The organism is Tardiphaga sp. (assembly GCF_041424195.1).
In the GTDB taxonomy this organism is placed as follows: domain Bacteria; phylum Pseudomonadota; class Alphaproteobacteria; order Rhizobiales; family Xanthobacteraceae; genus Tardiphaga.
In genome coordinates this window covers 1-21,105 of record NZ_JBGMOE010000046.1, presented here as the reverse complement: position 1 = coordinate 21,105, position 21,105 = coordinate 1, and the positions used below count along the sequence as shown (strand labels likewise).

20 protein-coding genes are annotated in these 21,105 nt (G+C 63.1%); 9 read left to right on the top strand and 11 right to left on the bottom strand.

From position 1 onward, the window contains the following. Positions 1-311 precede the first annotated feature (311 nt). Complete coding sequence (gene pgm, locus ACEK02_RS06715; protein WP_371421023.1) at positions 312-1,961, top strand: phosphoglucomutase (alpha-D-glucose-1,6-bisphosphate-dependent); 1,650 nt, start codon at positions 312-314, stop codon at positions 1,959-1,961. Between the two features lie 116 nt (positions 1,962-2,077). Here the strand turns inward: pgm and ACEK02_RS06710 are convergent, their stop codons facing one another. The 5 genes from ACEK02_RS06710 to ACEK02_RS06690 are packed head-to-tail and all read right to left on the bottom strand — an operon-like array spanning position 2,078 to position 6,050. Further along, positions 2,078-2,845, bottom strand: a complete 768-nt coding sequence (locus ACEK02_RS06710) for an ABC transporter permease (RefSeq protein ID WP_371421022.1) — start codon at positions 2,843-2,845, stop codon at positions 2,078-2,080. Beyond that, the gene (locus ACEK02_RS06705; protein WP_371421021.1) at positions 2,842-3,606 is read right to left on the bottom strand and encodes an ABC transporter permease; all 765 of its coding nucleotides are present in this window, start codon (positions 3,604-3,606) and stop codon (positions 2,842-2,844) included. Before ACEK02_RS06705 ends, ACEK02_RS06710 begins: the two co-directional genes overlap by 4 nt. After that, positions 3,603-4,409: an ABC transporter ATP-binding protein gene (locus tag ACEK02_RS06700; protein ID WP_371421020.1), complete on the bottom strand. Its 807-nt coding sequence runs from the start codon at positions 4,407-4,409 to the stop codon at positions 3,603-3,605. Before ACEK02_RS06700 ends, ACEK02_RS06705 begins: the two co-directional genes overlap by 4 nt. A 5-nt stretch (positions 4,410-4,414) precedes the next feature. After that, on the bottom strand, positions 4,415-5,113 hold the full coding sequence (locus tag ACEK02_RS06695; protein WP_371421019.1) for a GntR family transcriptional regulator: 699 nt from the start codon (positions 5,111-5,113) through the stop codon (positions 4,415-4,417). 10 nt (positions 5,114-5,123) lie between these two features. After that, positions 5,124-6,050: an ABC transporter substrate-binding protein gene (locus ACEK02_RS06690; protein WP_371421018.1), complete on the bottom strand. Its 927-nt coding sequence runs from the start codon at positions 6,048-6,050 to the stop codon at positions 5,124-5,126. Between the two features lie 121 nt (positions 6,051-6,171). Here ACEK02_RS06690 and ACEK02_RS06685 point away from each other — a divergent pair, with 121 nt between their 5' ends. Both ACEK02_RS06685 and ACEK02_RS06680 read left to right on the top strand, forming a co-directional pair. Beyond that, on the top strand, positions 6,172-7,158 hold the full coding sequence (locus tag ACEK02_RS06685; protein ID WP_371421017.1) for a fumarylacetoacetate hydrolase family protein: 987 nt from the start codon (positions 6,172-6,174) through the stop codon (positions 7,156-7,158). A 128-nt stretch (positions 7,159-7,286) separates the two neighbouring features. Beyond that, positions 7,287-8,063, top strand: coding sequence for a cyclase family protein (locus ACEK02_RS06680; protein ID WP_371421016.1), 777 nt, complete (start codon positions 7,287-7,289; stop codon positions 8,061-8,063). Positions 8,064-8,168: 105 nt separating this feature from the next. On the opposite strand, the gene ACEK02_RS06675 is transcribed toward ACEK02_RS06680, so the two are convergent. The 5 genes from ACEK02_RS06675 to ACEK02_RS06655 all read right to left on the bottom strand — a co-directional run bounded on the left by ACEK02_RS06675 (position 8,169) and on the right by ACEK02_RS06655 (position 13,882). After that, positions 8,169-8,912: an ABC transporter ATP-binding protein gene (locus ACEK02_RS06675; protein ID WP_371421015.1), complete on the bottom strand. Its 744-nt coding sequence runs from the start codon at positions 8,910-8,912 to the stop codon at positions 8,169-8,171. Beyond that, positions 8,893-10,692, bottom strand: a complete 1,800-nt coding sequence (locus ACEK02_RS06670; protein ID WP_371421014.1) for an ATP-binding cassette domain-containing protein — start codon at positions 10,690-10,692, stop codon at positions 8,893-8,895. Before ACEK02_RS06670 ends, ACEK02_RS06675 begins: the two co-directional genes overlap by 20 nt. Continuing rightward, the gene (locus ACEK02_RS06665; RefSeq protein ID WP_371421013.1) at positions 10,692-11,549 is read right to left on the bottom strand and encodes a branched-chain amino acid ABC transporter permease; all 858 of its coding nucleotides are present in this window, start codon (positions 11,547-11,549) and stop codon (positions 10,692-10,694) included. The genes ACEK02_RS06670 and ACEK02_RS06665 overlap by 1 nt, the downstream gene beginning before the upstream one ends. A gap of 21 nt (positions 11,550-11,570) precedes the next feature. Further along, positions 11,571-12,770, bottom strand: a complete 1,200-nt coding sequence (locus ACEK02_RS06660) for an ABC transporter substrate-binding protein (RefSeq protein ID WP_371421012.1) — start codon at positions 12,768-12,770, stop codon at positions 11,571-11,573. A gap of 326 nt (positions 12,771-13,096) precedes the next feature. After that, positions 13,097-13,882 carry an SDR family NAD(P)-dependent oxidoreductase gene (locus ACEK02_RS06655; RefSeq protein ID WP_371421011.1) on the bottom strand — a complete coding sequence of 262 codons (786 nt, stop codon included), beginning with the start codon at positions 13,880-13,882 and terminating at the stop codon, positions 13,097-13,099. Between the two features lie 64 nt (positions 13,883-13,946). On the opposite strand from ACEK02_RS06655, the gene ACEK02_RS06650 reads away from it, so the two are divergent. Next, positions 13,947-14,420 carry a MarR family winged helix-turn-helix transcriptional regulator gene (locus ACEK02_RS06650; RefSeq protein ID WP_371421010.1) on the top strand — a complete coding sequence of 158 codons (474 nt, stop codon included), beginning with the start codon at positions 13,947-13,949 and terminating at the stop codon, positions 14,418-14,420. A 41-nt stretch (positions 14,421-14,461) separates the two neighbouring features. Here the strand turns inward: ACEK02_RS06650 and ACEK02_RS06645 are convergent, their stop codons facing one another. Further along, a complete protein-coding gene (locus ACEK02_RS06645) occupies positions 14,462-15,181 on the bottom strand; it encodes a GntR family transcriptional regulator (protein WP_371421009.1) in 720 nt (239 codons plus the stop codon). Positions 15,182-15,327: 146 nt separating this feature from the next. Here ACEK02_RS06645 and ACEK02_RS06640 point away from each other — a divergent pair, with 146 nt between their 5' ends. The 5 genes from ACEK02_RS06640 to ACEK02_RS06620 are packed head-to-tail and all read left to right on the top strand — an operon-like array spanning position 15,328 to position 20,468. Then, entirely contained in the window at positions 15,328-16,335 is a 1,008-nt protein-coding gene (locus ACEK02_RS06640) for an ABC transporter substrate-binding protein (RefSeq protein ID WP_371421108.1), read from the top strand. After that, complete coding sequence (locus ACEK02_RS06635) at positions 16,335-17,099, top strand: ABC transporter ATP-binding protein (RefSeq protein ID WP_371421008.1); 765 nt, start codon at positions 16,335-16,337, stop codon at positions 17,097-17,099. Before ACEK02_RS06640 ends, ACEK02_RS06635 begins: the two co-directional genes overlap by 1 nt. An 11-nt stretch (positions 17,100-17,110) precedes the next feature. Beyond that, on the top strand, positions 17,111-17,977 hold the full coding sequence (locus ACEK02_RS06630; RefSeq protein ID WP_371421007.1) for an ABC transporter permease: 867 nt from the start codon (positions 17,111-17,113) through the stop codon (positions 17,975-17,977). Positions 17,978-17,996: 19 nt separating this feature from the next. Further along, positions 17,997-19,736 (top strand): L-arabinonate dehydratase, encoded by a 1,740-nt coding sequence (gene araD, locus ACEK02_RS06625; RefSeq protein ID WP_371421006.1) that lies wholly within the window; start codon positions 17,997-17,999, stop codon positions 19,734-19,736. A gap of 12 nt (positions 19,737-19,748) precedes the next feature. Beyond that, a complete protein-coding gene (locus ACEK02_RS06620; RefSeq protein ID WP_371421005.1) occupies positions 19,749-20,468 on the top strand; it encodes a ribonuclease activity regulator RraA in 720 nt (239 codons plus the stop codon). The last annotated feature ends 637 nt before the right edge of the window (positions 20,469-21,105 follow it).

Here is a 21,105-nt window from a genome sequence, read left to right as displayed (position 1 = left end):
TTCAAACATACGCCTTTGACCCATCTCAAGGCGCAGTCATCGCGCGAGGCTCACACTCTTCTCCATCACTCAGGGAGAAGAGAAATGCCTTTCGACAGTATGCTGGTTGCCGCCGCCGTGGTCGCAATGTTCGTCTGTTTCGCCGTCCCGCTGGCATGGGTCTCGCACCGGACCTTCGGCCGGTCCTGAGCCCCGTTGCGGGCCACAGGCGCCTCGCAAACAGCTGATTTGTCCTCCAAAACATGCCAAGAGTCCTGATCCCCGGCGGCGGCTCCGCCGCTTCAGGGCTCTAGCTGTACGAAGGAGAACAAATGGCTGCCCATGTGAGTCCGCTGGCCGGCAAAACCATCGATCCGTCCCTGCTGGTCAACGTGCCTCGGCTGGTGACGGCCTATTTCGCCGGCAAGCCGGACCCCACGATTCCCGCCCAGCGCGTTGCTTTCGGCACCTCCGGCCATCGCGGCTCCGCGCTCCATAATTCCTTCAACGAGAACCACATTCTCGCCATCAGCCAGGCGATCTGCGATTACCGCAAGAGCGCCGGCATCGACGGCCCGCTGTTCATCGGCATCGACACCCATGCGCTGGCTGAACCGGCGCTGGTCAGCGCGCTGGAAGTCTTTGCCGCCAATGGCGTTCATGTGATGATCGACGCGCAGGACGGTTACACGCCGACGCCCGTCATCTCCCATGCCATCCTCACCTACAACAAGGGTCGCACATCGGGCCTCGCCGATGGCGTCGTGGTCACGCCGTCGCACAACCCGCCGGAAGATGGTGGCTTCAAATATAATCCGCCGAATGGCGGCCCGGCCGATACCGACATCACCGGCATCATGGAGAAGGCTGCCAAAGGCTTCCTCGAGCGCGACTTGGCCGGCGTCCGGCGCATCCCGATCGCGCGCGCCCGCAAATCCGAATTCGTGAAGCGCTACGATTTCATCACGCCCTATGTGAGCGACCTCGCCAATGTCGTGGACATGGACGCGATCCGCGGCTCCGGCGTCAAGATCGGCATCGATCCGCTCGGCGGTGCCGGCGTGCATTACTGGCAGCCGATCATCGAGCGCTACAAGCTCGATGCGACCATCGTGAATACCGCGATCGATCCGACCTTCCGCTTCATGACGCTGGACTGGGACGGCAAGATCCGCATGGACTGTTCATCGCCCTATGCGATGGCCAAGCTCATCGGCATGCGCGACAAGTTCGACGTCGCTTTCGCCAACGACACCGATGCCGACCGCCATGGCATCGTTACCCGCACCGGCGGGCTGATGAATCCGAACCATTATCTCGCAGCAAGCATCGACTATCTGTTCGTACACCGCCCGAACTGGCGCAAGGATGCGGCGGTGGGCAAGACCATCGTCTCCAGCGCCATCATCGATCGTGTGGTGAACAAAATCGGTCGCAAGCTCGTCGAGACGCCGGTCGGATTCAAGTGGTTCGTCAACGGTCTCGTCGACGGTTCGTTCGGCTTCGGCGGTGAGGAAAGCGCCGGCGCCTCGTTCCTGCGCAAGGACGGCACCGTGTGGGCCACCGACAAGGACGGACTCATCTTGGGCCTGCTCGCCGCCGAGATCACCGCGGTAACCAAGCAGAATCCAAGCCAGCGCTTTGAAAAACTCACAGAGGAATTCGGCGTGCCCTATTACGAGCGCATCGACGCCGCGGCCACGCCCGAGCAGAAAGCTGTGCTGAAGAAGGTTACGCCGGAGCAGATCGGCATGCTTGAGCTCGCCGGCGATGCGGTGACCAGGACCGAGAGCAAGGCGGCGGGCAACGATCAGTCGTTCGGCGGCATCAAGGTGTCGACCGCGAATGGCTGGTTCGCCGCGCGGCCGTCCGGCACGGAAGACGTCTACAAGATCTATGCGGAGAGCTTTCGTAGCGAGGATCATCTCAAGCAGATCCAGGCAGACGCGCAGGCGGCGATCTCGAAGGTGTTTGCGAAATAGCCCAACACACGCAATCACAAACTCGTCGTTCCGGGGCGCGCGCCTCTTCGCGCGCGAACCCGGAACCTCGTGGTGTTTGGCGCGATCAGAGATTCACGAAACGACGAGTATGTTTCTCAATGCCCGCTCGTCCGCCATCGCAGCAGTCGCGCCTCGACCAGCGACATGGCCAGTGCGGTGACATAGCCGATCACGCCGAGCAGGATTACGCCGGCGAACAGATCCGGCGAACGAAACGCGCGCGCCGACAGCAGCACCCAGTGGCCAAGTCCGTCGAGCCCCGCGAGGATTTCGCAGACCACCGCCAGGATCAGCGACACGGTCAGGCTCAGCCGCATGCCGGAAATGATGTCGGGGCTCGCAGATGGCAGAGCGATCTTGAAGATCACAGCAAGGCGCGACATGTGCAGCGAGCGCGCGACCTCATAGAGGCGCGGCTCCACTGCACCGAAGCCGTGAACGGTCGCAAGCAGCATCGGCCAGATCGCGCCGAAGGCGATGACGAACAGTGCCATACCCTGGGTCAGCCCGAACAGCGCGATGGCGACGGGAATGATCGCCGATACGGGCAGTGGCCGCAGGAATTCCAGCGACGGGGCGACATAGCTGCGCATCGCCTTCGACGAGCCGATCATGGCGCCGAGTGCGATGCCGACGACGGATGCGACCAGCCAGCCATAGAACATGTGTTCGAGAGTGCCGATCGTCTTGTCCAGCAGCGTGCCATTGCTGAAGCCGCGCATCAGCGCGGCCCAGGCGCGATCGGGGCCCGGCAGGAACACCGGCGAGACCAGTTTCAGATTGGCGATCAGCTGCCACAGCGCAATCAGGCCTGCAGCCACGGCGAAGCTGGCAAGGCGCCAGAGGGTGAGTGTCCAGTTCATCGGACCTCTCTCGCCAGCGCTGCGGGGCCAAACAGGTGCTGCTGCGCGGCCAGCAATCCGGCATTGAGCGCGTAGCCGATCAGGCCGATCCACAGCAGATAAGCGAGCATCAGGTCCGGGCGCAGCGCCTGCTGCGCGATCATGATGCCCGCGCCGAGCCCGATGGGATTGATCGCGATTTCCACGGTCACCGCGACGATCAGCGCGATGCCGGCGGCGAGGCGGAAGGCGAGAAAGATGCGCGGCAGTGCCGCGGGAATGATGATCTTGCGGATACGGTCGCCTGGCGACAGCCGCAGCGCGCGGGAGACTTCGATCAGTCGCGGCTCGATGCTGCGCACGGCAGCGCGGCTGAGGATCAGGATCGGCCACACGCAGGCAAAGGCGACGATCACAATTTCCATGGGATAGCCGAAGCCGAGCGCGATCAGCGCGATGGGTAGCAGTGCGATGGAGGGGATCGGCCGCAGGGACTCGATGGTGACTTCCATCAGCCGATCCAGCGGCTGGAAGATACCCAGCGCAATTCCGAGGAACAATCCGATGGCGCCGCCGACCACGAGGCCGGCAAAGGCCGAAGCCAGCGTGTCACGTGTGGCTGACAGGATGGAGCCGTCGCCGAACGCCTGAAACAGCGCCAGCATCACGGCGCTTGGCGGCGCCAATGCATCGCTGTGGATGTCGACGGAGCGCGCCCAGGCTTCCAGCACGATGAGCAGGCTCATCGGAAGGATCGCCGCTTTCAGGCGTTCGGATCTCATGCTTCCGATGCCTTGATGAAGTCGAACAATTCGCGGCGCAGCCGCAGGAATTCCGGGTTCTCGCGCGTGGTCAACTGATCGCGCGGGCGCGGCAGGTTGATCGGAAGATCGATGCCGATGCGGCCGGGATGCGGCAGCAGGCCGACCACGCGGTCGCCGAGATAAATGGCTTCTTCGAGATCGTGAGTGACGAAGATCACCGTGGCCTTGCTGGCATCGAGCAGGGACAGCACCTCGTCCTGCAGGCCCTGCCGGGTCATCGCATCCAGCGCGCCGAACGGTTCGTCCATCAGCAGCGCTTTCGGCTCCTGCGCCAGACATCGCGCGATTTGCAGTCGTTGCTGCATGCCGCCGGACATCTCGGCGGGATATTTCGCGGCGTGATGGGGCAGGCCGACTTTCTTCAGCAACGCGTCGATGCGCGCCGGGCGCTGGGCCTTGGGCATGCCGATGGTTTCCAGCGCCAGCGCGACATTTCCGGCGGCGGTGCGCCATGGCAGCAGTGCCTTGCCGTAATCCTGAAACACGATGGCGACATCGCGCCGCGGCGCGCGCATCGGCTCGCCGTCGAAGCTGACGTGTCCGGATGTCGGCTGGTACAGGCCGGCTGCGAGGCGAAGCGCCGTGGTCTTGCCGCAGCCCGAAGCGCCGATGATGCAGAGAAACTCGCCGGGCTTCACGTCGAGGCTGATGTCTTCGATAATCGTCTTGCCGCCCAGATCCAGCGTGACATGGGAAAACGCGATCTGCGATTTTTCGAGTTGGGTGGACGGCATGTCTTTGCGAAGGGCAATGGATGTCATCGCGCTCAATCTCCCTGTCCGGGCGGATAGACGTAAGCGAGCGTCGAGTGCAGATGCGACGTCAGCATCGCCTGTGCGCGACCGGTCTCGCGAGCAAGCACGCGATCGGCCAGAAGCTGATGGGCTGCGACAAAGCGGCTGCCGCTGTCGAAGCCGCGCATCATCACCCGGCGGTAGCGATAGGCCTGATCGTAAAGCTCCGAATGCGCCGCGAGCAGGCGCTTCGATCCGCATGCCGCCAGCAGGGCGGTATGAAATCCCTTATGGAGCTTGTCGAAATCCGGTGCTCCTTCGCGGAATTCATCGCCGGTCCGGTCGATATGCCTGCGCATCTGGTGAAGCGCGCCGAGGATACCGGCCTCCCAGGCATCATCGCCATGTTCGATGGCCAGCCGCAGCGCCTCCATCTCCACCACGCTGCGCATCCGTGTGATGTCGGCCAGGTCCTCCCGGCTGATGTCGGCGACGCGAAAACCGCGCTGGCCGATGCCGATAATCAGGCCGCGTGAGATCAGGCGCGACAGTCCTTCGCGCATCGGCGTGGCGCCGATCTCGTAGCGCTGCACGAGATCGACGATGCCAAGCCGCGTTCCCGGGGCGAGATTGCCGGCAATGATGTCATGCTGAAGCAGTGTCGCTGCACGTTCGCTCAGCGTATCCGAGCCGGATACATCGATTGGACTGCTAAGGGACTGGCCCGCCATTCAGTTCGCCCTATTTCAGAATCAATTTGTTGAGATCGAGCCTGGTCTCCAGCATTTTCTGCGAGGACATGACATCGATCCACCATGCCAGTTGCTCGGGCTTCAGCACCGGCTCCGACTTGTTCGGCGGCGAGGCCTTCACCAGTTCGATGGTCTGTTTGGTGAATTTGGCAATCGCGGCCGAGGTCTTATCCTTGTCGCTGTTCACGATCGCCGCAGCTTCGGCGATGGCAGCGCGAAATTTCCCGATGGTGTCGGTATTCTTCTCGGCCCATTCGCGCGAGGCCGCATAGAAGATGATCGGCTCGGTGCGCTCGAGCTCCGATGCGTAGCGCGCGCCGATGCTGCCGCTGCCGGCCGCCAGCATGCGCGATACCGTCGGCTCGGCAGTCAGCACGGCATCGACACCGCCGGACTTGATGATGTCCGGCATGGTCGGGAAAGTCACTTCGACGAAATTGACCTTCCTGGGATCGACGCCCTTGTCGACCAGCCATTTGACGAACAGCACGTGAAGAAACGCACCGAGGCCCGGTGCGCCGACCTTCTTGCCGATGAAATCCTTCGGCTCCTTGATCGTGATGCCGTTACGCACGAAGGCGGTGATATTGGCGTTCGATATCGGGCTCATCACCGTTGCGCCGGCGACCGCGACGAGATCGAGGCCGCCGTCGGCAGCCTGCAGGAAGACGGTGGAGGTCGGTCCGCCGATCTGGATCGAGCCGGACAGAATGGCCGCCGGGATATTGGAATTGATGCCGATGGGGATCATCTCGGCATCGAGCCCGTGCTTCTTGAAGATGCCGTCATCGACCGCGACCATGGCCGAGGCGCAGTCCGTTGTTGCAGTGCAACCGATCTGGAGCTTGCTTTGGGCATGCGCGGTGCCCGTCACAGCGAGCGTGGCCAACAGGGCTGCCACCGTCCATCTGGTCATGGTCGTCTCCCTCACCGAGCATTTTTCGATCCCGAAGCAATCTTTGCGATCGCCTCTTGTTTATCGATATTTTTTTTGATCATATATTTTATCGAAGAACAAAAGCAAGTGGGAGACGCCAGTGAAACTCGCGACATTTCGTGCCGGTGGTCAGGACAAGGTCGGTATCGTTCACGCCAATGACGGCAGGCTGTTCGATCTCGCCGGCGCCGCGGCCCGCGATGGCGGAAATCCCGCCTTCGGGTCGATGCTGGCCCTGATCGATGCCGGCGAGGCCGCACTCGATGCGGCGCGCAGCGTATTCGAGAAACATGGCAGCGATGCATCGTTGTCAGTGAATGTCGCCGGCACAGACATTCTCGCGCCATTGCCCGAGCCGCGGCAGATGCGCGACGGTATGTCGTTTCCGCTGCATATCCTGCAGGCGCCGCGCGGCCAGTTGAAGCTGGCCGCCCGTGCGAAGGGGGACATGGAAGAGCTGGCCCGGCTGGAAGCCGAGCCGCTCGGCGAACTGCCCGAAGTCTATCGCCGCCAGCCGATCTACTACATCACCAACCGCTTCAGCGTGCGCGGCACGAATACGACGGTGAAGTGGCCGCGCTACAGCAAGGTGATGGATTACGAACTCGAATTCGGCATCGTGACCAAAAACAGGGGCGCGAATATTTCCGCGGCCAGGGCGAAGGATCACATCTTCGGCTACACCATCTTCAACGATTTCTCGGCGCGCGATGCCCAGCGGCTGGAGATGGAGGGCCGCCTGGGTCCCGCCAAGGGCAAGAGCTTCGACGGCGGCAATGTGCTGGGCCCGTGGATCGTGACGCCCGACGAGATCGGCGATCCCTACAGACTGAAGATGGAATGCCGCGTCAACGGCAAGGTGCGTTCGTCCTCGACCAGCGAGGGTATGCTGTTCTCCTTCGAGGAGATCATCGCCCATGTGACGCAGGACGAGACGCTGATGCCGGGCGAATTCATCGGCTCCGGCACCGTCGGCAACGGCTGCGGCCTCGAACTCGGCTGGTATCTCGAACACAATGACGAGATCGAACTCGAGGTCGAGAAGATCGGTGTGTTGAAGAACAAGGTGGTGCGGCAGGACGTGTGAGACGGCGTCGTCACATTGGCGCGCGCCTGCCACATACTGTCATTCCGGGTTCGGCCTCGTCGCCCTCGGCGCCGGCCCGCCCCGGAATGACGACAAAATCAAAAGAACAAAACCAACGAGGAAATCCCATGGCGCGTCGCCTCATTGATATCTCCGTCCCCCTGCAGAACGACGTCCCTGCCGATCCGCCGGGCAATCATCCCACCATCAATTATGTCGATCACCAGCAGGGCCTGCCGCGGATGCTGCAGTTCTTCGACGGGCTGAAGAAGGACGACCTGCCGGATGGCGAGGGCTGGGCGGTGGAGCTGGTGCAGCTCTCGACCCATAACGGCACGCATCTCGATGCGCCCTATCATTTCCATCCCACCATGAATCGTGGCGAACGGTCATGGACCATCGACGAGGTGCCGCTGGACTGGTGTTTTCAGCCCGGCGTGAAGCTCGACTTCCGGCATTTGCCGGACGGCTATGTCGCGACGGCGAAGGATGTCGAGGACGAGCTCACGCGCATCGGCCATACGTTAAGCCCGCTGGAGATCGTCGTCGTCAACACATCCGCCGGCGTCAAATACGGGCAGCAGGACTACGTCACCTCCGGCTGCGGCATGGGCTATGAGGCCACCATGTATCTGCTGGAGAGGGGCGTGCGCCTCACTGGCATCGACGGCTGGAGCTGGGACGCGCCGTTTGTCTACACTGCGAAGAAATATGCCGAGACGAAGGATGCCAGCCTGATCTGGGAAGGCCACAAGGCCGGTCGCCATATCGGCTATTGCCATCTCGAGAAGCTGCATAATCTTGAGCAGCTGCCGTCCACCGGTTTCATGGTGTCGTGCTTCCCGGTGAAGATCGAGAAGGCGTCGGCGGGATGGACAAGGGCGGTGGCGATTATTGACGGGTGAACCACACACTGTCATTCCGGGTCTGCACTCCAGCCTGCTCCGCAGTCTTACGTGCATCCCGGAATGACGAGCGTGTGGGCTCAAGGCAGAAAAGCAGCCGCGCCGCTACACCGCCGCCGCGTCCTCATGCCCGAAATAGGCCCGCTCCAGCCGCTGCGGCAGATTCGCTTCCGACGTCGTCGCCTCCAGCACGATCCGCCCCTGCGACAGCGCATAGACGCGATTGGCAGCAGCCAGCGCCTTCTCCACCAGTTGCTCCACCAGCAGCACGGCAGTTCCCTGCTTCTGCAGTTGTGCAATCACGGACAGGACACGGTCGACCAGCACCGGCGAGAGTCCTGCAGAGGGCTCGTCCAGCATCAGCAGCCGTGGTCGCCGCACAAGCCCCTGCGCGACCGTCAGCATCTGCTGCTGTCCGCCCGAAAGCGACGCCCCGCGTTCATGGCGCTTCTGGGCGATCTCCGGAAAGAACGAAAGCGCCTCATCGACGCGGGCATTGCGCTCGCCGCGCGGCAGGTCATAGGCGGCGAGCAGCAGGTTTTCGGTGACCGTTTGCTGCGTAAACACGCGATGGCCTTCGATGACATGCACGAGGCCCGCACGCGCAGCCTCGCGCGGCGTGCCGTTGCTGATGTCACGGCCGTCGAAACGGACGCTGGCGGCGTTGACCGGGAGCAGGCCGGAGATGGCGCGCAGCAGCGTCGACTTGCCGGCACCGTTGGGGCCGAGCAGTGTGACGACCTCGCCTGCGGCGATATGCAGGTCGATGCCATGGAGCACGCGGATCTTGCCGTAGCCGGATTCCAGCGCGGTGACCCTGAGCAGCGGTTCAGCCTCCGAGGTAAGCACTGACCACCTCCTTGTGAACGCGGATTTCGGCCGGCGTGCCGGCGGCGAGGATCTTGCCGAGATTCAGCACCGTCACCTGATCGCAGATGTCGAAGATCAGGTCGGCGTGATGCTCCACAAGCAGCACGCCGGTGCCGCGGCGGCTGATGGCCTTGATCAGCGCACCCAGCCTGATGATCTCGTCGCTGGAGAGACCGGCGGCAGGCTCGTCGAGCAGCAGGAAGTCGGGCTGCAGCATCAACGCCCTGGCGATCTCGATGAAGCGCAATTCGCTGTGTTGCAGGCGATCGGCGCGGACGTCGGCTAGGGATTCCAGCCCGACCACGCCGAGCATGGCGCGTGCCTGGGCCGTCAACTTGCGTTCGTCGCGATGATGCCGCGGCAGCGACAGCAGCGCCTCGGCAAATGTCGCCTGACCCTCGATGGTGCCGCCGACCATGACATTCTCAAGCACCGAGGCCTCGCCGATCACCCGCGGGGTCTGGAAGGTGCGGGCGATGCCCATGCCGGCGCGGAGCTCCGGCATGCCGGGCGGCAGCGCGTCGTCGCCGAGCGTGATGGTGCCACCTTTGGCCGCGTAATAGCCGGAGATCACGTTCAGCGTGGTGGTCTTGCCGGATCCGTTGGGCCCGATCAGGCCGTGGATCTGGCCGGGTTTCACATCGAGATCGAGGCCGTCGATGGCCCGCACATTGCCGAAGGTCAGGACGACATCGCGTAGCGTGAGCGTGCTGGTGGTGGCCGTCTTGCGCAGCACCTCGGAGAGCCCCGCGATGCGTGGCACGATAGCGCGATTGCTCGCGAGCGGCCGGCGGTTCTTGAAATCCAGCAGCGCCGCGATGCCGCCGGGCATCACCAGCACGATCAGGAGTAGCAGCACTGCATAGAGGAATGTCGACCACGCGGCCAGAGGGGCCGCTATCTCCGGCAGGATGGTGAGGATGATGGTGCCGAGCATCGGGCCGAGTATCGAGCCGCGGCCGCCGATCAGGATGGCGATGAAGAACAGGACCGACAGATCGAAGGTGAAGGCATCCGGGGTGATATAGGTCTGCAGGCTGGCGAACAGCCCGCCGGCAAAGGCCGCCATGGCGCCGGCAAGCAGGAAGACCGACACCAGCAGTTTCGGCTTGGAGATGCCGGTGGCTTCCGCGGCCACATCCGCATCGCGGATCGCGATCAGCGCGCGGCCGAACCGGCTATAGGCGATATTGGCGCTGAGCCATGTGGCCACCGCCGCGAAGCCGATGCACAGATAATAGAACCCCCATGGCGTATTGAACGGTGCGCCGAATTCCGGCCCGACAATGCCGATGCCGCCGCCGGTCACGCTCTGCCAGGCCAGTGCGATCTGCGTCACGATGGTGGCGAAGCCGAGGGTGGTCATGGCGAAATAGAAGGTGCGCAGCCGCATCGCCGGCAGGCCGACGATGACGCCGAATACGGCGCCGACGGCGCTTGCGGCGATCAGTGCGACAAAAATCGGGACGGGCGGCAGCACATTGCCCGCGACAAGCACGCTGGTGGTATAGGCGCCGAGCGTCAGCAACGCGACATAGCCGATGGCGAGATGACCGGCGAAGCCCACCACCAGATTGAGCCCGGCGACCAGCACCCAGTAGATCGCGGCGCGGGTGCCGATCAGCGCCCAGTAGTCGTTGCTGACAAAGGGCAGGATCATGGCCAGCGCGAAGACGCCGACGAATGGCAGCAGCGCCGGCAGTACGGAATGCTTCGTCGTGATCTCGGGGGCTGCTGATGTGTCGGTCATCACTGTCATCACACCCTCCGCGCCGTGGCGGAGCCGAACAGGCCCTGCGGCGCCGCCAGCAACACGATGATGAAGATCGCGAATACCGCGACCGAGGAGAAGATGCCGCCGACCAGGAAATTCGCCGCCTGCTGGAACAGGCCGAGCGCCACGCCGCCGATCAGCGCGCCGCGATTGTTGCCGAGGCCGCCGAGCGCCACCGGCACGAAACCGTAGAAATTCAGCAGCGCGCCATTGGCGAAGAAGGCGAGCATCAATTCGCCGCCGGCAAAGCCCGCGACGCCGCCGATCACGCCGGCCAGCGCGTAACTCGCCACGCGCAGGTTGCGCTCGGGCAGGCCGAGCGCACGCGCCGCGAAGTTATCTTCGGCGATGGCCATGAAGGCGTGGCCGACCAGGGTGCGGCGATAGAGATATTCGAGGCCGAGAATAGTAAGGCCGCAAGCCACCACCGGCAGCCAGAATTTCTCGTCCCAGATTCCGGTACCCAGTCCGACGATGCGCGGGAACGGTTGCGGCTCGGTGCCCCATTTGATCGCGGTGACCTGCTGGATCATCAGTGCGAGCGCCAGCGTCGACAGCACATAGAGATGCTGCTCGAGGCTTTTCAGCACCGGCCGCACCGCGACGAATTCGGTGATGACACCGATGATCGCGCAGGCGATCAGTGTGAGGGCAAAGCCGACCAGCGTCGGCATCCCCATTTTCAGCATGAACAGCGAGCCGAACACGCCGCCGAGCATGGCAAGTTGCCCGGCGGTGAAGCTCATCACCCGCGAGGTCGAGAACATGGTGTTGTAGGTGATGCCGACGAGCGCGTAGATCGCACCCGCCGCGAGGCCGGAGGCTATGATCGAGCCGAGCATGGCGGGTGCCCTCCCGCCGGCCTATGAGTAGCCGGGGGCGAGGGCGAAGGTGCCGTTCTTGGCAGAGCGGGCTTCCGACATCACGATCTCGTCGGTCGGATAGCCGTTGTGCTGGGTGGGCGAGAACGAGTAGTTGCCGAAATAGCCGGGATATTTCGACAGCGAGTTCCAGTATTTGACGATCCCCTCGCTGTCGGTCGATCCGGTGGCCTCGACGGCCTTGGCGATCAGTTCGACGGCGTCGATGCCGCCGGCAACCCACCACAGCAGCGTGTCGTTGAGCGCGACCTTCGCCTTGGTGAGCCGGTCGACCAGATCCTGGCTCTTGGGCGGTAGCTTGCCGGCGGAGTCATAACTGCAGCTCTTGTAGCCGATGGCATAGACCTTCTCCCAGTTGGCGGGTTTCTCGACCAGGCTGGCCAGTTCGCCGGAGGCCAGCGAGGGATGGCCGACAAAGGCGACGTCCCAGCCCATCGATGCGCGGGTGTTGAACATGCGCGCTTCCATGCCGGTGGAGACGCTCCACACCACGATCACCTGCGATCCCGCATTCTTGGCGCGCAGCATGTCGGGCGTCATGTCGGGCTGCGTGGCGTCGATATTGGCACTGTAGACCACATCGGCGCCGTCTTTCTTGAAGGCCTCGACCGAGGCTTTCACCGCAGTGACGCCATAACCTGTCGTATCGCCGATCACCGCGATCTTGCTGACCTTCAGCACCTTGAGGCAGTAGTTGCGCACGGCATCGTCCCACTGGCCGTTCGACGGCGCGATGCGGAACGCAGCCGGGAATTTCGCGGGATCGATCAGCGTGTCGACGACGCAGGGATGCAGGTCGGGCATCTTGGCACGCGCCATCAGCGGCGTGGTCGCCAGCGCCTCGCCGGAATTCACCGGCCCCCAGATCGCATGGACCTTGGCCTGGCTGATCAGCTCCTGCGTGGCGTTCACGGCCTTGGTGGGATCGCCCTGCGTATCGCGGGTGATGATCTCGATCTTGCGGCCCTTGACGCCCCCGGCGGCATTGATGGCTTCGGTGGCGAAGACAACGCCGCGGTTGAAGCCGACGGTCGGCGCCGAACTCGGCCCGGTCATGGCCGCGAGCCAGCCGATCTTGATCGGTTCGGACGATTGCGCGATGGCGGGACGTGCGAGTGGAAAAGTTGCCGCGCCGAGTGCGCCTGCGCCGCCCAATAGAATACCACGACGAGAAATGCTCATCTTGACTTCCTCCCTGTGTTTTCCCTTGCGGTGCCTGTCATTGATGCAGGCATCCGTTTCGTCCGCCCGGTCGCTGCCGGATATTCGTGATCGTTGGTCGGTCAGATACTCCGGATCGTCATGACGTGTGTTGATGACGTGCAGCGGCACAGCGCGAGGTGCTGATCCATCGCCATCGCTTCAGGCTGGCCTGTCGCGATGGGTTTGGCAATCGGCTTGTGATCTTTGACGATAGCACCGGCGTTGCCAAGGGCTTGGGAGTTGCAAGTCGCACTCGCTGCCGCGCCCGCACTCTTCTGTTGCAGCGCAATGATGCGCGGGTGTTGTCAGGTTGCGCTGAAGCCGCCATCCGCCGACAATACGTGGCCGACAATATAGCCGGCGTCGTCGGAAGCCAGCCACACCACGGCTTCGGCGACTTCATGCGGCTGTCCCATGCGGCGGATTGGCAGGCCGGCCGCGACCGCCGACATATCAGCTATGCCGGAAGCCAGCATCATATCGGTCACCACGCGGCCCGGCGCCACCGCATTGATGCGGATACCGCGCGGCCCGCATTCCATCGCCGCGGAGCGCATCAGCGAGATCACGGCCGCCTTCGATGCGGAATACAGCGCGAGGCCCGGATTGGGGTTGCGGATGCCGCTGACCGACGCGTTGATGACGATGCGGCCGCCGCCATTCAGCTCCATGGCAAGGATCTGATACTTCAGGCTGAGAAACACCGAACGGACATTGGCGTCGAACACGGTGTCATAGACCGCGCTCGTCTGCTGCTCGACCGGCGCGCGCCGTTCCTGATGTCCGGCATTGTTGAAGGCCACATCGAGCCGTCCGAATTCGTCCATCACTGTTCGGACGAGGCCGGCGACCTCCGCCTCATCCGTCACGTCGGTGCGCACGAACAGCGCTTTCGCGCCAAGCCGGCTGCATTCATCGGCCGTCGATTGTCCTTCGGCTTCGCGGCGGCCCGCGATCACGACGGCAGCGGCGCCTTCCTGCGCCATCAACAGTGCCGCCGCCCGCCCGATGCCGCTGCCCCCGCCGGTGACGAGGCAGATGCGCCCGGCCATGCGGGCATAGGGGCGGCGTTGGACAGCGCTGGTTGTCATGGTCATTCCCTGCACGGATTATGCTAACACCGGCCTCATTCACCACGGTTAATATAGTTGTATTATGCAACTATCGTCAAGGAGCCCGCGATTGCCCGATATCGACGCCGATCTGATCGATCACATCCGTGCAGCGTCGCGCCTGATGGTGCGCGAGCTTGGCTTCATGCAGGCGACCGTTGCCGCCACCGATTATCCGCCATCGGCTGTTCACGCGCTGCTGGAGATCGGCGAGCGCGAGGCGATGACGGCAGTCGAATTATCGGTGTTTCTCGGTCTGGAAAAATCGAGCGTCAGCCGCATGATCCGCAAGCTGATCGAGGCGGGTGAGCTCAGGGAGGCTGCCAGTGCCGGCGATGGCCGGATCAAGCGATTGCTGCTGACCGCCAAAGGCAGGCGGACCCGCGAAGCCATTCAGGCTTTTGGACGTCAGCAGGTGACGAACGCACTGGCGCGCCTGACGCCTGCGCAGCGCCAGAAAGTGGCCGAAGGCCTTGCGCTCTACGCCCAGGCGCTGGAGGCGCATCGGAAGGCGTAAGCGGGCACACCCGACCTGCGGTCGGTCAGGCTCCGTTATCGTCAGTCGCTGAGATATTCCGGATGTCGCATCCGGATTTTGTCGACGTCGCGCAGCGTGCCCGACAAATGCGCGCGCAGATGCTTCTGCGCCTCGTCGGGCTGGCCCGTCGCGATGGCTTTGGCAATCAGCTTGTGATCCCGCACGATCGCCTGTGCCTTGCCGAGAGACGGCAGATGCAGGCGACGCAAGCGGTCGATATGTCCGCTGCGGCTGCGGATCAGATCCCACAGACCGCGCTTGTCGGCTGCGTCATACAGCTTCTGGTGAAATTCCGTATCCGCCGCCATGAAGCGGGCGAAGTCGCCGGCCTTCGCAAATTGTTGCTGCAGCGTAATGATGCGGTTCAGATCGATGATGAGCGCGGCGTCAGGCTGCAGCGCGAGGATTCTGACAATTTCGAGTTCGAGCGCCTGACGCAGAAAATGCGCCTGTTGCGCCAGGCCGACATCGACCTTGGAGACCACCGTTGCATATTGCGGGAAGACCTCGACCAGGCCTTCCTTGTCGAGCCGCATCAACGCGTCGCGGATCGGCGTCGAGCTGACGCCGAACTGCTCCGCGAGTGCTGCGCGCGACAGCGCAGAGCCCGGCGGCAGGGCAAGAGAGATGATCAATTCGCGCAATCGCTCGAATACCTGCGGCGCCGCCTGACGGTCGCGGTCGAGCCGCTCGGCAGAGCGCGGTGCAGTACGGCGGGACGCGGTGGTCGGTGCAGGCATGATGAAGCCACTGAAATGCGAATGCGAAAAAAGGGGTCACAGAGAAATAAACAGCCGCAGCTTGACCTTCGATGCACTAATGTATTAGTGCCTTGGGTCAAGACGGTCAACAACGTCAACACAGCGGAGGATACGATATGAACAAGATGTGGGCTGCCTGTTCAGGCGCCGTGGCGGCGCTCGGCCTCGTGATGTCGGTATTTCCGGCGCAGGCGCAGCAGAAGACCGAGATTTCGCTGTCGCGTCAGCCGGGTATTTTCTACATGCCGACGCACATCATCGAGAAGCAGAAGCTGATCGAGAAACATGCCGCGGCGCTGGGCCTGCCTGGCATCACCACCAAATGGATCACCTTCAGCGGCGGCGGCGCGCAGACCGATGCGCTGCTGGCCGGCGGTGTCGATATCCTCAACACCGGTACCGGCAATCTGCTGCTGCTGTGGGACCGCACCAGAGGCGGGGTGAAGGGCATCGTCGCCACGTCGGCGCAGCCGATGACGCTGATCAGCCGCGACGCGCATATCAAGTCGATCAAGGATTTCGGGCCGGGCGACAAGATTGCCGTGCCGACGGTGAAGATCTCCACCCAGGCGATCGTGCTGCAGATTGCTGCATCCGAGGCCTTCGGTGCCGATCAGTGGTCGAAGCTCGATGCCAACACCGTGCAGCTCGGCCATCCCGACGCTTATGCCGCGCTGTCGAATACGCAGCACGAAGTGCGCAGCCACTTCTCGATTCCGCCGTTCACCTTTCTTGAAATGAAGAACGTGCCCGGCGCGCACGTGGTGCTGAATTCGCCTGACGTGATGGGCGGGCCGCTGAGCCAGTCGCAGTTCTTCACCGCCACCAAATTTGCCGATGCCAACCCGAAAGTGATTCAGGCCGTCCGCGATGCCGCCAAGGAAGCGCAGGACCTGATCATGAACGACACCAGGGCGGCGGTGGAGATCTACAAGGAAGTCACCGGCGACAAGACGCCGACAGATGACATCCTCGGCTGGCTCAAGGAGCCCGGCATGATGGAATACAATCTGGCGCCGCAGGGCACCATGAAGTTCGCCACCCATCTGTTCAAGACCGGGACGCTGAAGACCCAGCCGAAGGCCTGGACCGATTACTACCTGCCTGCTTCGGCCGATCTCAAGGGTAACTGATGTCTGCACTTCTCGACGTCAGCGGCGTGACGCTGCGCTACAAGACTTCCAGCGTGGTTGTCACCGCTACTGACAAGGTCAGTTTCGAAGTCAATCGTTCCGATCGCTTCGTGCTGCTTGGTCCATCGGGCTGCGGCAAGTCCACGCTGCTCAAGGCTGTCGGCGGGTATCTGGCGCCGAGCGAAGGCAAGATGCGGATCAAGGGGCGGGAGATCACCGAGCCCGGCGCCGACCGCATGATGATCTTCCAGGAGTTCGACCAACTGCTGCCGTGGAAGACGGTGCTGGAAAATGTGATGTTTCCGCTGCTGATGACGCGGAAGCTGAACAAGAAGGACGCCGAGGCACGCGCCCGCGCCTATATCGAAAAGGTCAGCCTGACGCGTGTGGTCGACAGCTATCCGCACACATTGTCAGGGGGCATGAAGCAGCGCGTCGCCATTGCGCGCGGCATGGCAATGGAGCCGGACATCCTGCTGATGGACGAGCCGTTCGCCGCACTGGACGCGCTGACCCGCCGGACCTGTCAGGATGAATTGCTGCAGCTCTGGGAAGAGACCAAGTTCACCGTGCTGTTCGTGACCCATTCGATTGCCGAAGCGATCAAGATCGGCAACCGCATCCTGCTGCTGTCGCCGCATCCCGGCCGCGTCAAGGCCGAGATTATCGACGTCGATCAGGTGTCCACCGAAGACGGCAGCGCCGGACGGCTGGAGAAGCAGATCCACGATCTGCTGTTCGCGTCCACCGACACTGCGCATTGAGGAGACCCGCCATGGGCGAAGCCAAAATCCTGATGCGCGACGAGGCGGCGGTTGCGACCCTCGTTAAACCCGCGGAGCTCGAGCGAAAGCTGAGCGTTCTCGAATTGCTGTGGAATGATGGCTTCGTCCGCAAGACGGCGATTATCATCTTCCTGTGCGCCGTGTGGGAAGCCTACGGCGTCTATCTCGATAATCCGCTGCTGTTTCCGACCTTCCACGACACCGTCCTGACCATGTTCGACAAGGTCAAGGACGGCACCATTCCGATGCGCGCCTGGGCGTCGCTGAAGGTCCTGTTCATGGGCTATGGGACCGGCATCGTGCTGGCCGCGGTCTTCACGATCCTTGCCATCAGCACCCGCATCGGGACTGACTTTCTCGAAACCATGACAGCCATGTTCAATCCGCTGCCGGCGATCGCGCTGCTGCCGCTGGCGCTGATCTGGTTCGGGCTCGGCAATGGCAGTCTGGTGTTCGTTCTGGTGCATTCGGTGCTGTGGCCGGTGGCGCTCAATACCCATTCCGGCTTCAAGAGCGTATCGAACACGCTGCGGATGGTGGGCCGCAATTACGGCCTGCGCGGCCTGCCCTATGTGGGCCGCATCCTCATTCCCGCAGCCTTCGGCTCGATCCTCACCGGCCTCAAGATCGGCTGGGCCTTCGCCTGGCGTACGCTGATCGCGGCCGAGCTGGTGTTCGGTGTGTCGTCGGGGCAGGGCGGTCTTGGCTGGTTTATTTTCGAGAACCGGAATTTGCTCGACATCCCCGCCGTGTTCGCCGGCCTATTGACGGTGATCGTCATCGGACTGATCGTGGAAAACCTGATCTTCCGCACCATCGAGCGTAACACCGTACAGAAATGGGGCGTGCAGTCGTGATTTCCCTGAAGGTGCTGACATGAGCCACAAGAAAAAGACCCCCGATCAACTTCGCAGTGCGCGCTGGTTTGCACCTGACGATCTCCGCGCCTTCGGTCATCGTTCGCGTGCGATGCAGCAGGGTTATGCGCCGGTGGAGTGGAAAGACCGTCCGGTCATTGCGATCCTCAACACCTGGTCGGAAGCGCAGCCCTGCCACATGCACTTCAAGAGCCGCGTTGACGACGTCAAGCGCGGCATCCTGATGGCTGGTGGCTTCCCCATGGAGCTGCCGGCGCTGTCGCTGTCGGAGAGTTTCCTGAAGCCGACCACCATGCTCTATCGCAACATGCTGGCGATGGATGCTGAGGAATTGTTGCGCGGCCATCCCGTGGATGGCGTGGTGCTGATGGGCGGTTGCGACAAGACCACGCCGGGGCTGCTGCTCGGCGCCACCAGCGCCGGCTATCCCGCGATCTATCTGCCCGCAGGCCCGATGCTGCGCGGCAACTGGAAGGGCAAGACGCTCGGCTCTGGCTCCGACGCCTGGAAATACTGGGACGAACGCCGCGCCGGCAAGATTTCCGACAAGGAGTGGGTGGAGGTCGAAGGCGGCATCGCCCGGAGCTACGGCACCTGCATGACCATGGGCACCGCGTCCACCATGACGGCGATCGCGGAATCGATCGGCATGACGCTGCCCGGGGCGTCGTCGATCCCTGCGGCCGATGCCGGTCATATCCGCATGGCCAGTGAATGCGGCCGCCGCATCGTCGAGATGGTGTGGGAGGATCTCACCCCGCAGATGATCCAGACGCGCAAGGCCTTCGAGAATGCCATCACCGTGGCAATGGCGATGGGCTGCTCGACCAATGCGATCATTCATCTGATCGCGCAGGCGCGCCGCGCCGGACAGGATATCGGTCTCGACGATTTCGAGATCGCCAGCCGCAAGGTGCCTGTCATCGCCAATGTGCGGCCGTCGGGCGACAAATATCTGATGGAAGACTTTTTCTATGCCGGCGGCCTGCCGGGGCTGATGAGCCGCATCAAGGAGCATCTGCATCTCGATGTGATGACGGTTACCGGCAAGACGCTGGGCGAGAATATCGCCGGCGCCGAAGTCTATAACGACGACGTCATCCGCACGGTGAAGGACCCGATCTATGCGGAGGGCGCGCTGGCCGTGTTGAAGGGCAATCTCGCGCCCGATGGCTGCGTCATCAAGCCGTCGGCCTGCGAGCCGCGCTTTCTCAAGCATACCGGCCCGGCACTGGTGTTTGACGACTATCCCAGCATGAAGAAGGCGATCGACGACGAGAGCCTCGACGTCACAGCCGATCACGTGCTGATCCTGCGCAATGCGGGTCCGCAGGGAGGGCCGGGTATGCCGGAATGGGGCATGCTGCCGATCCCGAAGAAACTGGTGAAGCAGGGCGTGCGCGACATGGTGCGCCTGTCGGATGCGCGCATGAGCGGCACCAGCTATGGCGCCTGCATCCTGCATGTCGCGCCGGAGTCTTACATCGGTGGCCCGCTGGCGCTGGTCGAGAATGGCGACATGATCACGCTCGACGTGGATGCGCGCACCATCAATCTCGACATCTCCGATGCGGAGATGGAGAAGCGTCGCGCCGCTTGGAAAGCCCCGGAGCGCAATTACGAGCGCGGCTATGGCTGGATGTTCACCAAACATATCCAGCAGGCCAATGAAGGCTGCGACTTCGACTTCCTGCGCACCGACTTCGGCGCGCCGGTCAAAGAACCCGTGATTTATTGAGTGAGTGATCCCATGACCAAACTCAGCGACGCGACCCGCGCCAAACTCAAGACCATCTCCACCGCCACGGTGGCCACCGCGCTCTACAAGCGCGGCTTCCGCAATCAGTGCGTCCAGGATGTCCATCCGCTCGGGCCGGACCAGCCGACGCTGGTCGGCGAGGCCTTCACATTGCGCTACATGCCGGCGCGCGAGGATCTCAACAAGCTCGACGTGTTCCGCGATCGCAGTCATCCGCAGCGCAAGGCCGTGGAGGATTGCCCGCCCGGTGCCGTGCTGGTGATGGACAGCCGCAAGGATGCGCGTGCGGCGTCCGCCGGCGCCATCCTGATCAACCGGCTGGCGCAGCGCGGCGTTGCCGGTGTCATCACCGATGGCGGCTTTCGCGATTCCGCCGAGATCGCCAAGCTCGGTTTTCCTGCCTATCACCATCGCCCGAGTGCGCCGACCAATCTGACGCTGCATCAGGCCATCGAGATCAACGGTCCGATCGGCTGCGGCGACGCGCCGGTGTTTCCCGGCGACGTGATCCTCGGCGACAGCGACGGCGTCATCGTGATCCCGGCACATCTCGCGGATGAGATCGCTGATGAAGCCTTCGAGATGACGGCGTTCGAGGATTTCGTCACCGAGCAGGTCCAGAACGGCAAGGGCATCTTCGGGCTCTATCCGGCCACCGACGAGCAGACGCTGGTGGATTTCGCTGCGTGGCGGAAGGTGAAGGGGCGATAGGGCGCGCGTCGCCGGCGATGCCGGCAGAACGCGACTTCAGCCGCTCCAAGCGGAGTGGCTGAAGTTTGGTCCCGTCTCCTGCGGCGCCGTCCCGCCCCCGGCATACCAATTGGTGTGCCGGGGATGACGCGTGTGGGCTGCAAGACAGCACCAAAACATTTTTTCCTATCTCTATTGACAGTATCCCCATCTTGATTATTTTCCCCCTCGTCCTGCCCCACCGAGAGGGGCGATCGCGATCGTCACGATTGCGGGGCGGGATGCGGTGGACGCCGGAGATGCGGCGTCACGGGATGTGTGGGTACCGGCTGTCTGCGGGCAGGCCGCATCGCCTGTGGTCAGGATACCACTGGGACAGGCGGCACGGCCTGGTTGCGGATGGAACGGGCCCGCGGATCAAGTGACGGACGACCAGATTCGAAACGCGTCCGGCCCAAGAGCTGCGCTCCCCCGGCCCTGTCGCGCAGGGCCAAACAAGGGTGACCTTGATCGGTTGCTTGGGCAAGCATCGGCAAGCCGACAAAACACCGCAGGCGGAACGCCGGGCAGTCGCCCGTGCTTTCCGAAAGTCCTGATGCATACCCTTGCGGACGACCGCATCGGCATCAGGCCCAGGGGTGCATCGGGCACCCGGCGT